Annotated in this window: 19 protein-coding genes; 5 read left to right on the plus strand and 14 right to left on the minus strand. The window is 58.9% G+C overall.

Annotated elements, in window-relative coordinates; all coding sequences use genetic code 11:
* Positions 1 to 55 precede the first annotated feature (55 nt).
* Positions 56 to 724, plus strand: coding sequence for a polyprenyl diphosphate synthase (uppS, locus tag ABIQ96_RS19455; protein ID WP_348216320.1), 669 nt, complete (start codon positions 56 to 58; stop codon positions 722 to 724).
* 47 nt (positions 725 to 771) lie between these two features.
* On the opposite strand, the gene ABIQ96_RS19460 is transcribed toward uppS, so the two are convergent.
* The 4 genes from ABIQ96_RS19460 to galE all read right to left on the minus strand — a co-directional run bounded on the left by ABIQ96_RS19460 (position 772) and on the right by galE (position 4281).
* The gene (locus ABIQ96_RS19460; protein ID WP_348216304.1) at positions 772 to 1725 is read right to left on the minus strand and encodes a prepilin-type N-terminal cleavage/methylation domain-containing protein; all 954 of its coding nucleotides are present in this window, start codon (positions 1723 to 1725) and stop codon (positions 772 to 774) included.
* Positions 1726 to 1746: 21 nt separating this feature from the next.
* Positions 1747 to 2463 (minus strand): type II secretion system protein, encoded by a 717-nt coding sequence (locus ABIQ96_RS19465; RefSeq protein ID WP_348216305.1) that lies wholly within the window; start codon positions 2461 to 2463, stop codon positions 1747 to 1749.
* A 3-nt stretch (positions 2464 to 2466) separates the two neighbouring features.
* Complete coding sequence (locus ABIQ96_RS19470) at positions 2467 to 3180, minus strand: prepilin-type N-terminal cleavage/methylation domain-containing protein (protein WP_348216306.1); 714 nt, start codon at positions 3178 to 3180, stop codon at positions 2467 to 2469.
* A gap of 81 nt (positions 3181 to 3261) precedes the next feature.
* Entirely contained in the window at positions 3262 to 4281 is a 1020-nt protein-coding gene (galE, locus tag ABIQ96_RS19475) for a UDP-glucose 4-epimerase GalE (RefSeq protein ID WP_348216307.1), read from the minus strand.
* 119 nt (positions 4282 to 4400) lie between these two features.
* On the opposite strand from galE, the gene ABIQ96_RS19480 reads away from it, so the two are divergent.
* The gene (locus tag ABIQ96_RS19480) at positions 4401 to 5246 is read left to right on the plus strand and encodes a hypothetical protein (RefSeq protein ID WP_348216308.1); all 846 of its coding nucleotides are present in this window, start codon (positions 4401 to 4403) and stop codon (positions 5244 to 5246) included.
* Between the two features lie 6 nt (positions 5247 to 5252).
* Here the strand turns inward: ABIQ96_RS19480 and ABIQ96_RS19485 are convergent, their stop codons facing one another.
* The 4 genes from ABIQ96_RS19485 to ABIQ96_RS19500 all read right to left on the minus strand — a co-directional run bounded on the left by ABIQ96_RS19485 (position 5253) and on the right by ABIQ96_RS19500 (position 8371).
* Positions 5253 to 6002: a rhomboid family intramembrane serine protease gene (locus ABIQ96_RS19485; protein WP_348216309.1), complete on the minus strand. Its 750-nt coding sequence runs from the start codon at positions 6000 to 6002 to the stop codon at positions 5253 to 5255.
* Positions 6003 to 6043: 41 nt separating this feature from the next.
* Complete coding sequence (locus ABIQ96_RS19490; RefSeq protein WP_348216310.1) at positions 6044 to 6613, minus strand: NADH-quinone oxidoreductase subunit C; 570 nt, start codon at positions 6611 to 6613, stop codon at positions 6044 to 6046.
* Positions 6614 to 6636: 23 nt separating this feature from the next.
* Positions 6637 to 7173: an NADH-quinone oxidoreductase subunit NuoB gene (gene nuoB, locus ABIQ96_RS19495; RefSeq protein ID WP_348216321.1), complete on the minus strand. Its 537-nt coding sequence runs from the start codon at positions 7171 to 7173 to the stop codon at positions 6637 to 6639.
* An 88-nt stretch (positions 7174 to 7261) separates the two neighbouring features.
* Entirely contained in the window at positions 7262 to 8371 is a 1110-nt protein-coding gene (locus tag ABIQ96_RS19500; RefSeq protein WP_348216311.1) for a transglutaminase-like domain-containing protein, read from the minus strand.
* Positions 8372 to 8493: 122 nt separating this feature from the next.
* On the opposite strand from ABIQ96_RS19500, the gene ABIQ96_RS19505 reads away from it, so the two are divergent.
* From ABIQ96_RS19505 to ABIQ96_RS19515, 3 genes are all read left to right on the plus strand, one after another.
* Positions 8494 to 10206, plus strand: a complete 1713-nt coding sequence (locus tag ABIQ96_RS19505; RefSeq protein ID WP_348216312.1) for a hypothetical protein — start codon at positions 8494 to 8496, stop codon at positions 10204 to 10206.
* Between the two features lie 64 nt (positions 10207 to 10270).
* Positions 10271 to 11104: a tRNA glutamyl-Q(34) synthetase GluQRS gene (gene gluQRS / locus ABIQ96_RS19510; protein WP_348216313.1), complete on the plus strand. Its 834-nt coding sequence runs from the start codon at positions 10271 to 10273 to the stop codon at positions 11102 to 11104.
* A gap of 6 nt (positions 11105 to 11110) precedes the next feature.
* Positions 11111 to 11869 carry a TSUP family transporter gene (locus tag ABIQ96_RS19515; RefSeq protein ID WP_348216314.1) on the plus strand — a complete coding sequence of 253 codons (759 nt, stop codon included), beginning with the start codon at positions 11111 to 11113 and terminating at the stop codon, positions 11867 to 11869.
* Positions 11870 to 12472: 603 nt separating this feature from the next.
* Here ABIQ96_RS19515 and ABIQ96_RS19520 read toward each other — a convergent pair.
* The 6 genes from ABIQ96_RS19520 to ABIQ96_RS19545 all read right to left on the minus strand — a co-directional run.
* Positions 12473 to 13240 carry a trypsin-like peptidase domain-containing protein gene (locus ABIQ96_RS19520; protein ID WP_348216315.1) on the minus strand — a complete coding sequence of 256 codons (768 nt, stop codon included), beginning with the start codon at positions 13238 to 13240 and terminating at the stop codon, positions 12473 to 12475.
* Between the two features lie 23 nt (positions 13241 to 13263).
* Complete coding sequence (locus ABIQ96_RS19525) at positions 13264 to 15279, minus strand: PDZ domain-containing protein (RefSeq protein WP_348216316.1); 2016 nt, start codon at positions 15277 to 15279, stop codon at positions 13264 to 13266.
* Between the two features lie 345 nt (positions 15280 to 15624).
* Positions 15625 to 16314, minus strand: coding sequence for a hypothetical protein (locus tag ABIQ96_RS19530; protein WP_348216317.1), 690 nt, complete (start codon positions 16312 to 16314; stop codon positions 15625 to 15627).
* 812 nt (positions 16315 to 17126) lie between these two features.
* Positions 17127 to 17729 carry a tyrosine-type recombinase/integrase gene (locus ABIQ96_RS19535; protein ID WP_348216322.1) on the minus strand — a complete coding sequence of 201 codons (603 nt, stop codon included), beginning with the start codon at positions 17727 to 17729 and terminating at the stop codon, positions 17127 to 17129.
* A 210-nt stretch (positions 17730 to 17939) separates the two neighbouring features.
* Complete coding sequence (locus tag ABIQ96_RS19540) at positions 17940 to 18092, minus strand: hypothetical protein (protein WP_348216318.1); 153 nt, start codon at positions 18090 to 18092, stop codon at positions 17940 to 17942.
* Between the two features lie 99 nt (positions 18093 to 18191).
* Positions 18192 to 18560: hypothetical protein (locus ABIQ96_RS19545; protein ID WP_348216319.1), on the minus strand; the 369-nt coding region annotated here is incomplete at its 5' end.

The raw sequence follows: 18560 nt of genomic DNA on the forward strand, positions 1-18560 counted from the left end.
CCAGCCTCCCGCCATGGCCGAACATCCCGAAATCCCGCGCCACGTCGCCATCATCATGGATGGCAACGGCCGCTGGGCCAAGGAACGTGGGTTACCGCGACTCGAAGGCCACCGCGCCGGTGCCGAATCCGTGCGGGAAGTATTGGAAGCATGTATTGAGCTGGGGGTCGAATACCTGACACTTTACGCATTCTCGTCGGAAAACTGGAGCCGCCCCCCTGCCGAGGTGACCGCCTTGATGAGTCTGCTGGATCGTTTCCTTGACGAAAAAGCCAAGGATCTCGACCGCCAGAACGTTCGACTTCTGGCCATCGGCCAGCTTGACCGGTTGCCAGCTAAAACCCGCGCTCTGGTCGAACGGATCAAAGCCCGGACGGCGGAAAATACCACTTTGACCTTGGTTCTCGCACTTTCCTATGGCGGTCGCGAGGAAATCGTCTCGGCCGCCCGTTCGCTGGCATCCGATGCTGTCGACGGCAAGATCGCCCCTTCCGACATCGATAACGACTTGTTCGCCTCCCGCCTGCAAACTGCGGGCATCCCCGATCCGGATTTGCTCATCCGTACGTCCGGAGAAATGCGGGTTTCCAATTTCCTGCTATGGCAAATCAGCTATGCGGAAATGGTGATCGTGAAGAAATTCTGGCCGGAGTTCCGCCAAGGCGAGCTGTTCGAAGCGGTGAACGAGTACAAACGCCGCCACCGCCGCTTCGGAGCCTTGTGAGAAAATCTTGAGTCATCCGCCCCTGAGAAAGCGAGATCATCAATAACTCACATGCTCGGGATTTGAACCGTCTTGGTGTATTCGTAGGAATTTTTCGCCAGGAAATCGGACTTCACCTCGTCGGCTGATTTTCCGTTCGCGGCAACAAAAGTCCGCTTGCCCAACTGGTCGATCCCGAAATCGGAAACCACCGTCATCGCAATATCCACCGAAGTGATCCGACCTGAAGCGAGCTCTGCGGTAGTGACACTTCCTGCGGAAACATCACAATCGATTCCCAAGCCCGAGATTTTAAAACGTTTGGTGGAATTCTCCGCATCCTTTTTGCCGATGGTTACCGGAACGTTGACCACCTTGCTGGTGGTTCCCGTCACTTGGGTCACCTGAACGTTGAAGGTAACCGAGAACTGGAAAACATTTTCGCAGATGAAATTCTCCGGATCGCTCAACTTGGTGTTATAGTTCGTGAATGCCGAGGAAAGATCATCTTTCCCCAAAAGCTTGTCGAAAGTCACGTCCGGGTTGATGAGTAGACGGTTCATGACGAACGTCTGGAAGTCGGTTGATCCACCTCCCGTATCGATCGGATCCCGGTAATCCAGTTTGTAGGCGACGCAGGACACATCGCCTCCCATGTCGGTGCCACTGACCCCTACCTGACCGTTGTAGCGATCCGTCACGGCTGTAAAGAAGATGAATTCCGAAGCATTGGTGCTCTCAATGCTCTTGCCCACGGTGGCGGGGCTATCGATCGCGGAAAGCCATTGGTTGGTATTTCCACGGCGGATAACCAAGGATTCGAAATCCCGGGCCATGGTGTCGATCATCGACTTCGCCTGACGGGAAGCGCGCAGTTCCGAACGGCTGCGGTTCCAAGTATCGAGCGCGATCGAAGTGATAGAAACCAGGACGGTGACGATAATCGTCGTGATGGCCATGGCGACCATCAACTCCATCAGGGTGAAGCCACGCTTGGTGGCGGAGTTCCGCGGGTTTTTCATAAATGGGTTTGAGAGTGGAAATTAACGGCGAACCGCAAGGTTGCGGCTGAAGACCGGATTTTTCAGGTCCGGGAATTTCGAGGTGAAGGCAGTGCTGGTGAAGTATCCATCCGCCTTGGCAGGCATGATGAAGAAGTCGGCGGAAAACGCGATGACAGCTTCCGGATAGGCATCGCCATCCGCTGCGGCAGCTCCGGCTTTCGGATCCTTGATGGATCCCGGCGAGCCCAATTTCAGTTCGCCGCTGTTGAAAACCAACTGCGTGCATTTCACGAGATAGATGGATCCTTCAATTGCCGGCAAATCGTTCTTGAAATTAGGATCGCTCAACCGGCGAACCACGGGAACCACCTGATAGTCCTTGCCCGGGAGTTTGCCGTTCAACAAGGGTTCCGGTTCGAGAGTCCCGTCGGAGCGCGGGGTCGTCCCGATTTTGCCGCGGTATTGATAGACCAGAATCGCACTCGCGGGCTTGTCGGAATCCTTGATCCAGTCAAAGGACTTGTTGAATCCGGTTTTGTAGGTGGCGGTCTCCTTGTCGCGCAAGGTCACCAGTTCCTGTTCGACAGTGGAAGCCAGGCGGTCGGCCTGTTGGACATTGATCGACTTGCGGATGCCTTCGGCCGCAGGAGCGAATACCACCATGAAGCCGGTGAGCAGAACCGCGAGCACACCGATGGCGATGACGGTCTCAAGAAGAGTGAATCCGCGTGCGCGGGAATTGCAGGATGGTTTCATGAATTAAAACTTGTCTCCGGTTTTAAGGTCGTTGATTGACTTCGAGATCTGTGCGGGGCTGCGGAACAACGATGTCCGCCCGTTGCGCCAGATGACAAAACCACCGAAATCGCGCTTGCCAGAAGAAGTGACACGCGGTTGGTCCGTCGGAGAATTCAATCCGCGCGATCCGTTTCCAATCACAAAACTTGCTCCCGGCGTGGTGCTAATCCCCTCGGCGTTAAACTCGTAATAGAAATACTTGCCGGCGAACGGAGCTTTGACGCCGGTGCTGAGGGTCATCTCTTCAAGCGCACCGCTTCCCGATTTCTGGTCCTTCACACTGTAGGTCTCGCTGAAATAGACCTGATCGGGCAGAAGCTGCGGGCGGCTCGAAAGAACCCAGTTCAACGGGGTCTTCTCTTTCCCGGTCGCAGGATCGACTTCAGCATTCGCCACCACAATCCGCCGAAGGTTTTCGGCGGGGCTATTGGTCAAATCATGGGAAATAAGCACCCTGGCGCGTGTCCGCTGGCCAACGGCAACGGCCCTTGCCTCGTCAAATAGGGATTCCGCAGTAGCCACTCCACTGGAGACGCCTTTGCCACCCATGCCACCCAGACCAATGGCTCCGGCAGTCATCAGGATGGACATGATGGCGATCACGACGAGCATCTCGATCAACGTGAAGGCACGATGATGCTTTGAAGGGGCAAAATTCGGGTTTGAAAAGTCCATGGGTTTGGGCGTTTGGTTGATGCAAATTGGAGCGATTCTCGGGACATCGCAAGTGCAAATGTCAATACATCGCAATTACGTTCAGATTTTGTTTGGAGGGAATTTACCACCGTTTGGACCCGAGGTCCAAGTCCAGGCGGGCCCGACCATATCACGGATATCCTTGCGACTGGCCACCCAGCCGAGAAGCTCTTTGGCCAAGGTAGGATCGGCCACCAGCGAAGCCGGGTCGCCTTCACGACGTGGTCCGTATTTCACTGGAACGGTCTTGCCGGTGATTTCCTCAACGGCGGAAATGATCTCTTTGACGGAAACCCCGACACCGGTGCCGAGGTTGCAGCGTACGGAAGCACCGCCTGCAGCGAGTTGGTCGAGCGCCCGTGCGTGGGCATCAGCCAGATCCTCAACATGGATGTAGTCGCGGATGCAGGTGCCGTCCGGGGTGTCGTAGTCGGTGCCGAAAACTTCGAGATATTCGATTTCGCCGGTGACCGCCATCATGACCCGCGGGATCAAGTGAGTTTCGGGATTGTGATCTTCCCCGATCAAGCCGTCCTTCGAACAGCCGCTGGCATTGAAATAGCGGAGGCAGGCGCTCCGCAGGCCCCAGGCAGTGTCGCAATCCGCAAGGATGTGCTCCACCATCAGCTTGCTCATGCCGTAGGGATTGATGGGCTTCTGGGAATTCGACTCGGTGATCGGGAGCTTTTCCGGCACGCCGTAAGTCGCGCAAGTGGATGAGAAAACGAAGACCTTGCAACCGAACTCCTGCATCACTTGCAGCAGCTTGATCGGCTCCGCGGTATTGTTCTGATAGTATTTCAGCGGATTCGTCACCGACTCGCCGACATAGGCGTAGGCGGCGAAGTGGATCACGGCCCCGAATTGATGTTTTTCGAAAAGCGAACGGACCAGCGCCTGGTCACCGACATCGCCGACGACGAGTTCGACACCCGGATCGACGATTGCCTGATCATGACCGAACACGAGATTGTCGAGGACCACGATTTTCCTGCCTTGGCCGGCAAGGAGACGGACGGTGTGGGAGCCGATGTATCCAGCTCCTCCAGTAACTAAAATCGGTGCGCTTGAAGCATTCATGAGGTCGGTTCCCGAGGAAACCGGAGAAACCACGCCCCTGTCAACTCATGGTCGCCGGAGTTCAAAAATTCCCGTAAAAACCGTTCGAATAGAACGGGGACCTGTGCTGTCTTAGCTGCATGAAGAAAAATCTTCGGTTATTGGTCGGTGCCGCAGTGGGAGCTGTGGTGTCCATGGCGTTCACCTCCTGCTATTATGACCCCAACTACTCGTCGGCCTCGGTCGGCGGGACCTACAGCTCCGGCTATGGGGATGGCTACGGCTATGGGGGCAGCGGATTTTCCACTTCCGTCTTCGTTGGCACCGGCAATCCGCAGTGGGGCTACGACCCGCACTGCTACAGCTACTATGACTACCGGCGTCACGCTTACTACGACCCCTATTTGAATGGCTACTATCCGGTCGGCTATCGTCCGCCAATCGTTTACGGAGTGCCTCATCCCTATGGCTGGCATCCAGGCGTTACTTATATCCGCCCGCCAGCTTACGTTTCGAACGTCACAGTCGTAAACTACAACAACCGGGCCACCTTGTATCAAAACACGAAATACGGCTGGGCGAGACAAGTCCGCCAACAACCCGCCAGCCAGGGCAGAGTGACCGGTTCCCATCAAACGCAAGGCAGCTACAACGGTAATGGTGGTGCCTATCGCCCCAACACCGGGACGCGGCCAGCTTCGAGTTCCTACACACGAAGCAGCCAGACGACGACCTCGAGTTCCTCGCAATACAAGCGTGAGAGCACCAGACCGACCGGCCATGAGCAAAGCGGCACCCTTCCATCGCGGTACAACACACCCGTCAAATCCTCCGATCAACAAGCCCGGCAAGGACAGCGAAACGGGGGTGGCCACCAACAAGGCCAACGCCAGGGGAATTCCCAACAGAATCCGAAAAAAGGTAAAAACAACCCGCAAGCCCAGTCCGAGGACGACAATGGTCGGACCACCGGACGGCACAACTAATTCGTTTCAACCCAACCGCTGAGACCCGTTCGCCTCTCGCCGCTCCCTGTCGCGGCGGAGGCGTTCCAGCGTAATGCGGGGACGCAGAATCCATCGACCTACCAGCCATCCGGCCATGCCTCCGCCGAAATGACAGGCGTGTCCCATTTTAAAGGCCATTCCCAGCCCGGAATCGACAAGCTTGCTGCCCACGGTAGAAAAACCGGGAATGCCCAACGCGGGATCCAGCAGAGCAAGGATCAGGGCCGCCACCATGATCCCCAGCCCGAGACTCCGGCCTGATACCGGCAACGGCATCATTCGCGATTGGGGAGACAAGGTGGTCAAAAGCAGCATCAACGCCATGCATCCGCCGGAAATGCCGACCAGCAATCCGGACGCCATGACCAAGTGGCCGATGCCGCCACCGATCACACCGGCCAGCACGGTGATCGCCTCCGCTCTCCTCCCCGCCATGTGCTCGATCCGCGAACCGATGAGCAGGATGAAAACCGCATTCAATCCGACGTGCCACCAGCCACCATGGAGAAATCCGTAGGTGAGAATCCGCCAGAAATGCCCTGCTAGAAATCCGTCACGCGAGAGTCCGAACGTTTCATACCACGACCAGGCAGGCTGCCGGTCCCTTCCGCCGACGAGAGTGATCGCCAGCTCGATCGCCAGAATTACCACCGCAAAACTCCACGTCACGGGCGAGCTGCCGAGCTGTCGCAGGTTCCGTGCGGCATTGGAAAACGGCACACCGAAAGAAGACATGACGGAGTGCGGTTAGAAGAAGTAGCGGACGCGGAATGGAATCACTCCACCACGCGCGCGCGCGGCTCGCGGCGGGCCACGTCTTCCGCCCCGGCGCTGGTCACGAACGGACCGCCTTCCAGCGGGGCCACTCCGGTGAACGCCACGTCCGGCATGTCCGTCGGACGACCGGCGAGCGGGAAATCCTTGCGCAGCGGGAAAAACGGATAGCCCTCCCACATCAGGATGCGCTTCATGTTAGGATGGCCGGTGAAGGGAATCCCCATCATGTCCCAAACCTCGCGCTCATGCCAATCCGCACCGACCCACAAGTCCGTAACAGAAGGCACCTTTTCATCCTCACTCACCTTGGCCTTGACGCGCAGGTGCTTGGAATCATCCAAAGTGGCGATTTCATAAACCATCTCGAAGCGCGGATCATCACCGAAATGATCGAGACTGGAAATATCCAGAATCATCTCATAGCCGAGGTCGTTCCGGCATTTCGCGAGGACATCGTGCAGCGAACCCAGTTCCACTCGCACGGTCTGCTCTCCGCGGAATTCAAGGGTTTCCCAAATCTTTTCTCCGAACGATTCGCGGAGCTTGGTGACATCGGCTGCGGCTGACATTTTGAAATTCAGTTAGAAAAAATTCAGGCGTTCTCTTCCACGAACACGCGCTTCTGGTCCATCGTGGACTCCTCGCCCTCGATCTTCCGTTGGAGCTTCATCAGCCCCTCGATCAACGCCTCAGGCCGTGGCGGGCAACCGGAAATATAAACATCCACCGGGATCAATTTATCGATGCCCTGAAGCACCGCGTAGCTGCGATACATGCCGCCGGACGACGCGCAGGCACCCATCGCGATGCACCATTTCGGCTCAGGCATCTGATCCCAGACGCGTTTCACCGCGAGTGCCATTTTGTAAGTCACCGTTCCGGAAACGATCAGAACGTCCGCCTGACGTGGAGAAAACCGCATCACTTCCATCCCGAAACGCGAGATATCGAAGCGGCTCGATGCCGTCGCCATCAGCTCGATCGCGCAACAGGCGAGGCCCATCGGCATCGGCCAGAGCGAGTTTTTCCGCATCCAGTTGATGGCGGCATCCACGCGGGTGATGATGACATTGCCCTCGATTTTCGAATCGTAGGCCGTGTGGAGGGTGCTGGTGGAAGGACTGACCATGGTGCTTGCTGCTGCACGAACTGTGCCTTCGTGGCCGCGGTGTCTCAAGTCGTTTGTGAAAATTTTCACAAACTCCGCCATTTCACCCTCACTCTCCAACCGGAACCGGAACGAGCTCGCTTTTCCTGACGTCCCGCGTGGTTTCGCCAAGACCCGCCTCAAAAGCAGCGGATTCGAGCAATTTCCCGTCGATTTGAAACCGCAGGCGGTATTGGCTGCCGGGCTCCACCTCGACCCGCGGCATGTCGTTGAGATCGGCGGAGCCGGCTTTGGTTTCGAAATCCGCCACTGAATAAATGTTTTCCTTGATCAGCCATCCCTTCAGCGCCAGCCGGGTTTCCCCGTCGAAAAAGCGGATTCCGAGGGTCGGCTTGGCAACGGCCGGCTTACCAGTATAGCGGGCCGTGACGTTGACGGCAGCTACAGACGAGTCATTTTCCGCCCAGATCATCGGAAAACTCAATCCATCTTTCTTCCAAGACGTGGCATAAATCGCATTGGCGGGCTTCGACGCGTCCGCTTTGGCCGCATCTCCCGTGAACCAACCACGGTCCAATCCTCCGGCGTCATATTCGTCAGCACCGGTGAAATGCCAATCGCCGTCCCAAATTTCGATCCAAGTATGGTTGCCCCGGCCGTTGGTCCACATCGGCGTGCCGACGGCGCGGGCCGGGATTCCCACCGCACGGCAGACGTCCACTAACAGGATCGAGAGCCCGGTGCAAGTAGCCTTCCCCTGCTCCATCGAGTCCTTGGGGCTCTGGTTCGTCCGCTTGCGCCCGGTGTCGTAGTGGGTGTTGACCAGTTTGAAAAACTCCTTGTTAAGATCTTGGACAGCCTCCGTCGCGGTTTTCGCATCCTTCACCAGTGGCGCGGCCCTCTCGAAAAAATCCGCCCGCCAAGGATCGCGCGGTTCATCGAAAACCGCATACGGCAGGACATCATTCAGGAAAATCGCCTCAGGAACCGCCTTCGCCCACGGGAACGTCTCACGGGCTTTGAATGCGAGATCCAGATTTTCCGTTAGAAAACCGGAACCCAGCGCATCCCGATCCGCGGCGGGCATGTTCTCCACCAGAAAGCGCGCGGCCTTTTCTCCGGATGCGCCATGCTTTTCCTTCGCCGTGGAAATGAAGTCTTCCGTCGCGGAAGCGACGACGAGAGCGGCGGATGCAAGCCAGATTCCAAACGTGTGCATGGGAGGCAACTTAGCGATCCCGGAAAAATCGTCCATCCAACATTCCTTCGACGTGACAATTCCGTCAGCGAACGAATCTGGTCGCCGTCGCACGCCGGAAAGATTATTTTCCCGCCGTCCCCATGGAGCTTTTTCTAATCGATGCCATCGGCCCGTTCTTCCGGGGCTATGAGAAGGAGCGGGTGAACTGGTCGAAAATCCCCTTCTCCGACCTTTACGGCGCGGACGATGCTCGGTGGAAGCAAATCGAGACCGACCTCCGCCGATTCGCCGGCGAAATTTCCGCCCAAGGCTACAACGCCGTCACCCTCGACGACCTCGCCCACCTCGCTCCCCACCCGCTGCATGAACTGGAAGTCGCCGCGGAGATCGCCCTCTTCAGGGAAAAATTCCGACGCTTCTTCGAGATCCTCCATCAGGAATTCGGCCTGAAAATCTATCTCACCACCGACGTCCTGCCGATGACCGCTTCAGTCGCGGAAGCGCTAGGCGACGACACAGAGGAGCTGGAAAAATACTACCAAAGCCTCGTCCGCGGTGTGCTCGATGATTTCCCCCAACTGGCGGGCCTCATCCTCCGCATCGGCGAAAGCGACGGACACGATGTGGAAGATCCGATCCGCACCCAGCTCCACCTAACGAGCGCGAAGGAAACCAACCGGCTGCTCAAGCTGCTGCTCCCCGATTTCGAAACCCGCGGCAAGAACCTCATCCTCCGCACTTGGACGGTCGGAGCGCATCGCATCGGCGACCTCATCTGGCACAGCGGCACGCTAACAGACACACTCAAAGGCGTGGATTCGCCGAATTTCATTGTCTCCATGAAACACGGCGAAAGCGATTTCTTCCGCTACCTCCCGCTCAACCGCGCGTTCTTCAGCGTGCCGCAGAAGAAGATCATCGAAATGCAGGCCCGCCGCGAATATGAGGGTGCCGGCGAATATCCGTCGTTCATCGGCCGCGATTGCGAACGCTTTTCACGCGAACTCGCCGCCGCGCAAAACATGGTCGGCATGTCCGTCTGGTGCCAGACCGGCGGCTGGCACCGGTTCAAGCGCCTCGCGTTTTTGGAAGAAGGCAACCGCGACATCTGGATCCGGCTCAACACCGCGGTGGCCATCGGTGTTTTCAAACACGGAAAATCCGTGGAAACGATCATCGGAGAATTCGCCGGCCATGAAAAGGCCCCTGCCTTACTCGAACTGTTACGCCACTCGGACACCGTCATCCTCGAGCTGCTTTACATCGAGGAATTCGCCCGGCAGAAATTATTTTTCAGGCGTGTTAGAGTTCCGCCGATGCTGCACATGTATTGGGACTCCATCTTCATCAACCACGGCGTCCGCAAGATCGTCTCCCATTTCATGACGGATCCCGAGCGTGCCCTCCGCGCCGGTGATGCGGCGGCGGAGTTGTTTCCCCGAATGATCGAACTCGCGCGGACCGCCGGACTGCCGGTAGACGACATCGAGCACATGCGCGACGCCTTCGGGATGATCCTGCTGGCGCGACGGTATTATTTCCTGCCCTTCGACGAAACGATGGCCGAGCAAATCCGGGTCGCCAAAAAGCTCTACAAAAAACGCTGGCCCAAGGAAATACGCCACCGCTACCGGGTGAAAGTCTCCTTCGAGCCGTTCAAACTCAAACGCCGGACCATCGCTTGGGCGATCCGCCTGATGTCCCGCAAAAAGCGCGGCTACCGGCTAATCGATCGCGTCTTCACGCTCGGATTGCTGAGTTACGCCTACCGGGTTTTCCGCACCCGAGCTCCGCAGGCGCTGCCGAAGTTCATGCGCGAATCGGCGATGGGTGTGGATGTGCTTTTCAAATAGGGGGATGGGACGTCCATGCCCCCTTATCCTTGCGCTGCGATTTTCACCCTGTCAGATATCCGCAATGACGGTCACGCGTTTCGCCCCCAGCCCGACGGGACGATTGCACCTCGGCCACGTCCTCGCAGCCAAGGTGGCGCATGACCTCGCTCGCGAGGCGAACGGCACTTTCCTGCTGCGGCATGAGGACATCGACGGTCCCCGCGTGCGGGAGGAATTCTATCAGGGTATCGAGGAGGATCTCGAATGGCTCTGCCTGAAATGGGATGGCGAACCACTCCGTCAGACGCACCGAATCACTGCTTACGAAGCCGCGCTCGAATCGCTGCGCGCAAGAAATCTCGTTTATCCCTGCTTCTGCACCCGCCGTGAGATTCAGGACGAATGGGCGAGAATGGGAGCCGCCCCACAAGGACCCGAAGCGCCGGTTTATCCGGGAACCTGCCAAAAACTAACACCCACTCAACAACGGGAAAAAATCCACTCCGGTATTCCCTACGCATGGCGGCTGGATTCCGGAAAAACGGTAGATCTCACCGGTCCCCTAACCTTCCACGATCTGCGGTTGGGGAAAATCCCCGTAAGCCCGGAGCTGCTCGGCGACGTCGTTCTCGCCCGCAAGGACATCGGCACGGCCTATCATCTGGCCGTGGTCGTGGATGACGCGTTCCAGGAAATCACCCACGTCACCCGCGGCGAGGATCTGCTTTCTTCGACCCACGTCCACCGCCTGCTGCAAGTCCTGCTGGGCCTTCCCGAGCCGATCTATCTGCATCACCGTCTGATGCTCGACGAGAACGGAAAACGACTCGCGAAACGGAACGATTCACTGTCCATCGCAACGCTTCGAGAAAGCGGGATGTCGCCGACAGAGGTCCTGTCATTGATCGAATCCTAGCAACCCATGTCCCCGATCACCTACGCATGGCTTTTTCTCGCGGGTTTCGGCGGCGGGTTCATCGACGCGATCGCCGGTGGCGGCGGGATCATCACGGTGCCCGCCCTTCTGGCCGCCGGGCTGCCGCCGCAGATTGCGTTGGGGACGAACAAACTCCAGTCCTCCTGCGGCACGATCCTTGCCGTTTGGAGCTATGCGCGTGCCGGGCTGATGAAGACGCCGTGGTTGCGACTCGCCGTGGCGCTTTCATTTCTCGCCAGCATGGGCGGTGCTTTCGCCGTCAGCGTTCTCAGCAAGGATCTCCTCAAACAAATGATCCCGTGGATGCTGGCGACCGTCGCCATCTACACCGCATTCAACCGGCGCTTCGGCATTCATCCCGGGAAATCTAAGATCTCGCCGCTGGTCTTCGCCGGGCTGTTCGGGATCGCCCTCGGCTTTTACGACGGCTTCTTCGGCCCCGGCACCGGATCGTTCTGGACCATCGGGCTGGTGGCTTTGTTAGGAATGGATCTGCGCCACGCCACCGGCTATACCAAGGCGGCGAATCTCGCCAGCAACCTTGGCTCGCTCTGCATCTTCCTCGCCATCGGCTCGGTGAATTTTCCCGCCGCCGGTGCGATGATCGCGGGGCAGATTTTCGGAGCCCGGTTAGGTTCGGGATTGGTCATCCGGAAAGGCTCCGCGTTCATCCGCCCGGTATTCCTCTGCGTAGTCTTCGCGATGACGTTGAAACTCATGTGGGACGCCTGGGGGCATCACTAACAGGAGTCATCGCTTTAGCTCAATCCGTTTGAGGATCGGGATGGAAACTCCGGCTGGGATTTTTCAAGATTGCCACCCTGAAAGGTGTGCCGGAAGCGCCTAACCAGCCATGGCCCCTCCGCATTCCACGACCCGCTGCCGGGGTCGAATCACATCGGGTCTTGAAACCCGGGGTGGTCGCTATCGCTCGACCCCGGGCTAAATTCCAATGCCTTTAAGGACTCGATAGAATTTCGGCTTCATTCCATATCCCGGTAGGGATTTCAGAGGGTAGCCCGGGGTCGAGAAGCGAAAGCGACGACCACCCCGGGTGTCGGTTACCCATGAATTCGCACCCTGAAAGGCGTGCCAGAAACGTCGGACGCGCCACGGATCGTCACGCCATCTGCGACCCGCTGCCGGGGTCGAATCCTTCTACTTACAAGGATCCCCGGGTTTTCGTCGCTGACGCTCCTCGACCCGGGGCTAAAATCCGCGATCCCTCTCGGGATCAAGAGCGGAGCGTCCTGATTGAATCCTTAACCTATTGGCTGTTAGATCGCTTCTTCAAGGACCAGTCCAACCAAAGACAAGCTGAAGCTTGGACTCCGGAAACAGGATCTATCACTTCGCCTGAGCGGCGGACTCCAACAGATCCGCGGCGGGCAGGATCACATTCGACGGCGCGGGGCCTTGGCTATCGCTGTCGCCTTTCGGGCTGAAACGATTGATGCCGAATCCGACGAATTTCCCGTCCTTGTTGAACACCGGCATGCCCAGAGCCTGGGTGCCGATCTTGCCGAAGGTGCGGGGCTTGGTGATCAGCGCGATGATTTCGTTGGTCATCACGACGGGCTGACGGTTCAGGTCCTTGCCGAGACGGCCGAGGACGATCACGTCGTCTAGCACGCCCATCGGTGCGTTGTTAGCGGTATCGATGGCGGTCAGTTTCACCTCATCGGGCTTTTCCGGGCGGATGAAGGCGAGGTCGAGATCGGTGTCCTTGAAGGCGACCTTCGCTTCCACTTCCGATCCGTCCGGCATCAGGATTTTCACTTCCTTGGTCGTTCCTTTGGCGGAGAGCTTGGTCGGTCCTTGCGGGCCGTTGTAAGTCCGGCCGTCGATGGTGGAGGCCACGTCGAGGGTTGAAAGCGGCACCACGATCAAGCCGTCCTTGCCGATGACCGTGCCGATCATTTCGAGTTTGCGCTCTTCCTTCTTCGCGGGATTGTCACCGACGGTCACTTCGAGTTCTACCACCGCGCTCAGGAACAGCACGGAGTCTTTGTTAGAGGCGGCCAGGGCAAGGGCTTTCTCTTTCAGCGGACCGTCGGCGGCATGAACGAGAGGGGCGGCCACGAGGGCGGCGATGAGTATCAGTCGGGATTTCATGGGGTGGTGTGGGTGAGGTTGGTTTACCAGGATGGCTCCAGTTCGATGTAGCGCGTCGTGATTCCGCGGCGGACAAACAGGACGATGGGACTCCGGCGGTTTTTTTCGACGTCGGCAAGGATTGGTTTCAGGGCGTCGATGGATTCCACCGGTTTGCCGTCCATGGAAACGATCATGTCTCCGGCGGAAAGTCCTCCGAGCGCGGCCCAGCCGGCGGGGGTGACGGCGGTGATGAGCACGCCCTTGAAATCTTCCGGAAGTTTCTCACTGACGCGGTCGGCCTGGCCGATGTCACGCGAGTTGAATTCCAACGTCTCGCTATCATACGAGTCCAGCTCCGAGGTGCCTTCCGGGCTGGCGTCGAGCGGCACCTTGATGTCGAGGGCCTCGGTTCCGCGGCGAACGGATAGAGTCACTTCCGTGCCGATCTTGTATTGGCGGATCAGCGAGGCGAAAACATCGGATTCCTCCGGGCGCGAGGTCGGGATCACCGTGCCGTCGAGTTTCAAGAGCAGGTCGCCGGTTTTCAATCCCGCTTTCTCCGCATTGCTGGCGGAATGCACCTGGGTCACCCGCACGCCCTTGGATCCCTTGATTCCCAGCGCTTCCGCGAGGTCCGCTGAAATCACCTGGGTATCGATGCCGATCCACGCCTTCTTCACCAGTCCCGGTTTGTCGGGGTCCACTTCGGGTCCGATCTTCACGACCGTTAGATAACTGCGGCCATCGTGTTCATAAGAGACCAGCACGGGCACCGGCTCGGTTTTTCCTTCCGTGATCTCACCGCTGACCTTGATGAGCTCCACGAGATTCGGAGTGGGCTTGCCGGAAACCGATAGAATGAGATCGTCCGGAGAAATCGCCGGTTTCGACGCCGCGGCACCGCCACCGGGACGGATGCTCTGCACCAGCACCGCCTTGTTGTCGTCGCGCAGCATTTCCTTCGCATTCAGTTCGGTGATGTCGCGGGCGGTGATGCCCCATGACAGCAATTCCTTTTCACGGGGTTCCGCGGGTTCGCGCTGGTTTCCGATCACTTTCCACGTCATCGGCTTGCCGTCGCGGCTGCCTTCCAGCGAAATCTCGGATCCCACCGCCGACTCCAACAGCATTCTGTTAAATACCGGGATGTCCTCCGCCGCGCGCGATGCCGGGACGTCCGTGCCATTGCAGCGAGTGACGAGATCGCCCGCTTTCAATCCCGCCTTGTCGGCCGGCGAACCGCTGATGAGTCCGCCGACGAGAATTCCCGATTTCGCGTCGGACGTCTTGAGCAGCGGTTGAGCCACCAGCCCGACCCAACTGCGCTCCACATGGCCGCTGGCGATCAACTCGTCCGCCACCTTGCGGGCGAGGTTCGAGGGAATCGCTCCGCCGAGACTGCCGATGCCGACTTCATTCACCCCGATGATTTCACCCTTGAGATTCACTAACGGCCCACCCGAATTTCCCGGGAAAATCACCGCGTCGTGGCCGATCCAGCGGACCAGTTCACCCACCGCCTCGCCGTCCAACCGCATCGAGCCGCCGGGAGCGATCATCTCGGTATTCGCGACGATCCCCTGCGTCACCGATTGCGAAAGCCCGGCCGGGCTGCCCATCGCGAGCACCGTGTCGCCGACTTCGAGCGCGCTGCTATCGCCGAATTTCGCCACCGGCAGCGGAGCCTCGGGATTGCGCAGATTCTTCCGGTCGATTTTCAAAACCGCGAGGTCCGCCAATGGATCCGTCCCCACCAGCGTCGCCCGCAGCTCCTGGCGATCCGCCAAACGCACCGTGATCCGGGTCGCCCGGCCCGCGACGTGGTGATTGGTCAAAATGTAGCCATCCGGCGAAATGATCGTGCCCGAGCCGCTCGCCCGTTGCTTCTGCATCCGCCCATCACCGCCCTCTTCGGCGACCACATGAATCCGGACCAGCGCCGGATAGACCGCGCTCACCGCCGCCTCGACCTGAGGATCCGCCTTCCCGAACACTGGGGTGGAAAACAAAGAAGCCGCAATGAAGACGGCTGGGACGGAACGGGTGAGGTGGCGCATGTCTGGAGAAAAGCCCGGCGGAGCTTGTCCTGCAATATCGAAACCACCGGCGGCTCTTGTCTTCCCAATCCAAGACAATCAAAAATCAACAAAGCTCAATCATCCATCTGACTCTTCCGAGTGTCACTGAAACCCGCGGGCAATGGTGCGCAATGTGTCCCGGCTGTCTCAGCCGGATTTACCTCCCGACTGAGACAGTCGTGACACATTCTTCTCCCCCTTCACTTCCACCATCAAAAATCCTCAATCGATCTCCCTTCCCCGATCCAGATCACGAAAAAGGGCGGGAGCCGTTTCCCCGTGGAAACCACCCCTGCCCCGGATTTTTCAGCTAACGGCCTCCCATCAGGCCGCTACCGTCACCTGCACCACCTGGCTGTAGGTGGACATCACCGTGTCACCATCCAGATAACAGGCGCGGTATTCACGGTTCTCCGGCTGGCCGGCCACCGCCAGCGGACGGGTGTCCACGAACGGGCTGTAGAGATCCATTCCCAGATCCACCCACGCGCCGCCATTCGTCCGGCACTGTATCTTCACTCCCGTCCATCCGCTCTTGTTCCAGTCGAACGTCACGGCACCGGCCACGGCACTGACCAGCGTAAGCGTCGGAGCCACCGGTCCCGCGGACTCACCACTGACGATGATGTTCAGATCCTGGCCGATCGTTTCCGTGTAGCCCGGACGGCTCTTGATGTTCTGCACCAGCTTGCGCAGGCGCACCAGTGCTCCGGGAACGACCGCTGCCGGATAGGCGGGCGGAGCCACCGTGCCCGGCAGCGTGGCGGGCAACGGTGCCGCCGCATCGCCATCCTTCATGAAGTTCTTGTATTCCACCGTCGCCGCCAGCGTCTGCCGCTCCGACGGCACCCGCACGTTGATCAGATAGACGATGTAGCCGATGTCCGCCTGCGTGGCGGTCACCTCCGCCGGATCCAGCGTGAGGGTGGCGGCGTAGTTGCTCAGCTTCGGTCCGAAATTCGTCAGCCACGGGACAAGGTCGGTTTCATTGTTTGGTACAGGGCTTCCTGGCATATTTTTATTTCTGTTTTGTCGGATCTCACGGGACCTATCCGCTTATTCGGATAGACGCCGGGTACCAACCTCGCAGATAGACGGGAATTCCCGCCGGAAGGCAAGTAACCAAATCGGCATTCTTCACCGGAGCCGGGGGAGATTCTAACCGGCCAAGCCGCCGCACCTCCATCCCTAGCGGAAAGGCCTTCCTCCCGCGGGAAGCACTCCCGCTCCCTCCGGAGGAAGCCCTCCGCCCGTGGGACGCTGCCATCTTCCCCGGCGGGACCGCCACTTTCCCCGGTATGGCGCGGCCTTGCCACGGGGAAACGCCCCTTTCCCGAGGGAGCCGGATCCACCCCCGCAGGAGCCGGACGGATTCCCCGGGGAAGATCCCATCCCGCCTCGGGACAGCCGCCCCGCGCCGGGGAGAGAACCATTCACCCGGGGGACGCTCTCCTGCTCCCCGGGGAGCCAACTCCCTTCCCTGGGGAGAATCACTTCCTCCGGCGGGAACACCGACCCGCACCGGGGAAGCCGACCCGTTCACGCGTCAAGAACTCCGCCTCCCCGGGGAACCGGTCCGCCTCCCGCGGGAACCCGCTTTCCTCCTGTGGAAAGAATCCTTCCCCCCGAGGGAGTTTCAAATCTTCCCTAAGGAACTCCCCGCCCCCCTTTCATAACTCATTGTAAAACAGCCAAAATCCGCCCATGACTCGATTCCTCCCCGCCAAGTGACTGCGGGCGTCTCGCCCCAGGCCGTCTCCGCGGCGTCCCTTTCCCTTACCTCTCTTCCCTTCGATTTTCGATGTCGGGCGTTCGATGTTCGATGTTCAAAGCCTATCCAGCGGACTGCGCACGCCCCGATCATTTCCGATCTCCGCCGCATGCGCATAGATCTCCGTGGTCTTCACATCCGCATGTCCCAGCAGTTCCTGCAGAGTCCGGATGTCCGTTCCTCCTTCCAACAAGTGCGTGGCGAAGGCATGCCGCAGCGCGTGGGTGGTGACCCGCTTGCCGATGTCCGCCTCGTCGCCCGCCCGTTTGATCGCTTCCCCGTAAACACCGGGATGCAAATGGTGCCTGCGCAGGATCCCGCTCTCCGGATCCGTGGAGAGATGATCTGCCGGAAACAACCACATCCAGGCCCATTTCTCACCCGCCCTCGGCATCTTGCGCACCAGCGCACACGGCAGCGCAATCCCCGGCGCGTCATTTCTCCGATCCTCCGCCCAGTATTCCCGTGCCTTGGAAATTTCCCCTCGCAGCGCTTCCTTCAGCACATTCGGGATCACGGAAATGCGATCCTTGTCGCCCTTGCCCATACGCACCGTCAGCGTACCACGGCCCACATCCACATCCTGCACCCGCATCCTCACCAACTCGGAAAGCCGCAACCCCGCACCATATTGAAGCAGGGCCGTCGGGTGGATGATTCATTGACGATTGATGATTGGGGATTTTTGATTTTTGATCTGATTCAATCGGCTCCATCGGCAGTTCTCGTGCTACTCACGAAGATGGCGATCAGTTCGTCGCATTCCGCGATTGTCGTGGATACCATCTCATCAGCGACAAGCTGCTTCCGGGAAATGATCTTGAGTCATATCATCGTCTCCCTCAGTTCCTTGAGGGAAATCTTCATCTTATGGATGAAGCCGCGTCTCGATTCCGCACTCCGCACTCCGCGCTTCCCCGTAGTTCGGAGCCGGCGACGTTCCCGACCTGATCAACTGTCCCGCAATGTGGTTTCCCGCCTTGGTTCCGGGCAAGGACTCCGTGACTCCAATAATCGCCACCGCAAAATCAATCAGCCGATCTTCAAGTGCCAGGTCTCATCTTTTCTTCCAATCAAAAATCCAAAATCAACAATCGTCATTCATCAATCCACTCCCAAATTAACACGTCGCCCAAGCACCGTAACACTGCTTCGTCCGCTCCGCCAAACCCCGCCGCGCACCGGACGAATGCACCGCCGCCCGCAGGCGTTCCGGCAAACTCCGGTGATCCGCCCCCGACTCGGAACACGCCTCCAACCAATTCAAATACCACTGGATCGCATCCCCCCATTGTTCCAATTGCCACTTTTCACGCTCGCGGTCCTCCCGGATCACCTCCGACTTCCAAAAAACCTGGGCTGCCACGCGTCCGGCGGACAGCTCGTTGCGCAGCCGGAAGTTCTCGAACCATTCCAGCACCAGCAGAAATCCAGCACGTTCCCGGGCCGACAAGCCCCGGAACTCCGCCAGATCCTTCCTCCAGCACCA

Origin of the sequence: Luteolibacter sp. (assembly GCF_039920825.1) — a bacterium.
Lineage (GTDB): Bacteria > Verrucomicrobiota > Verrucomicrobiia > Verrucomicrobiales > Akkermansiaceae > Luteolibacter.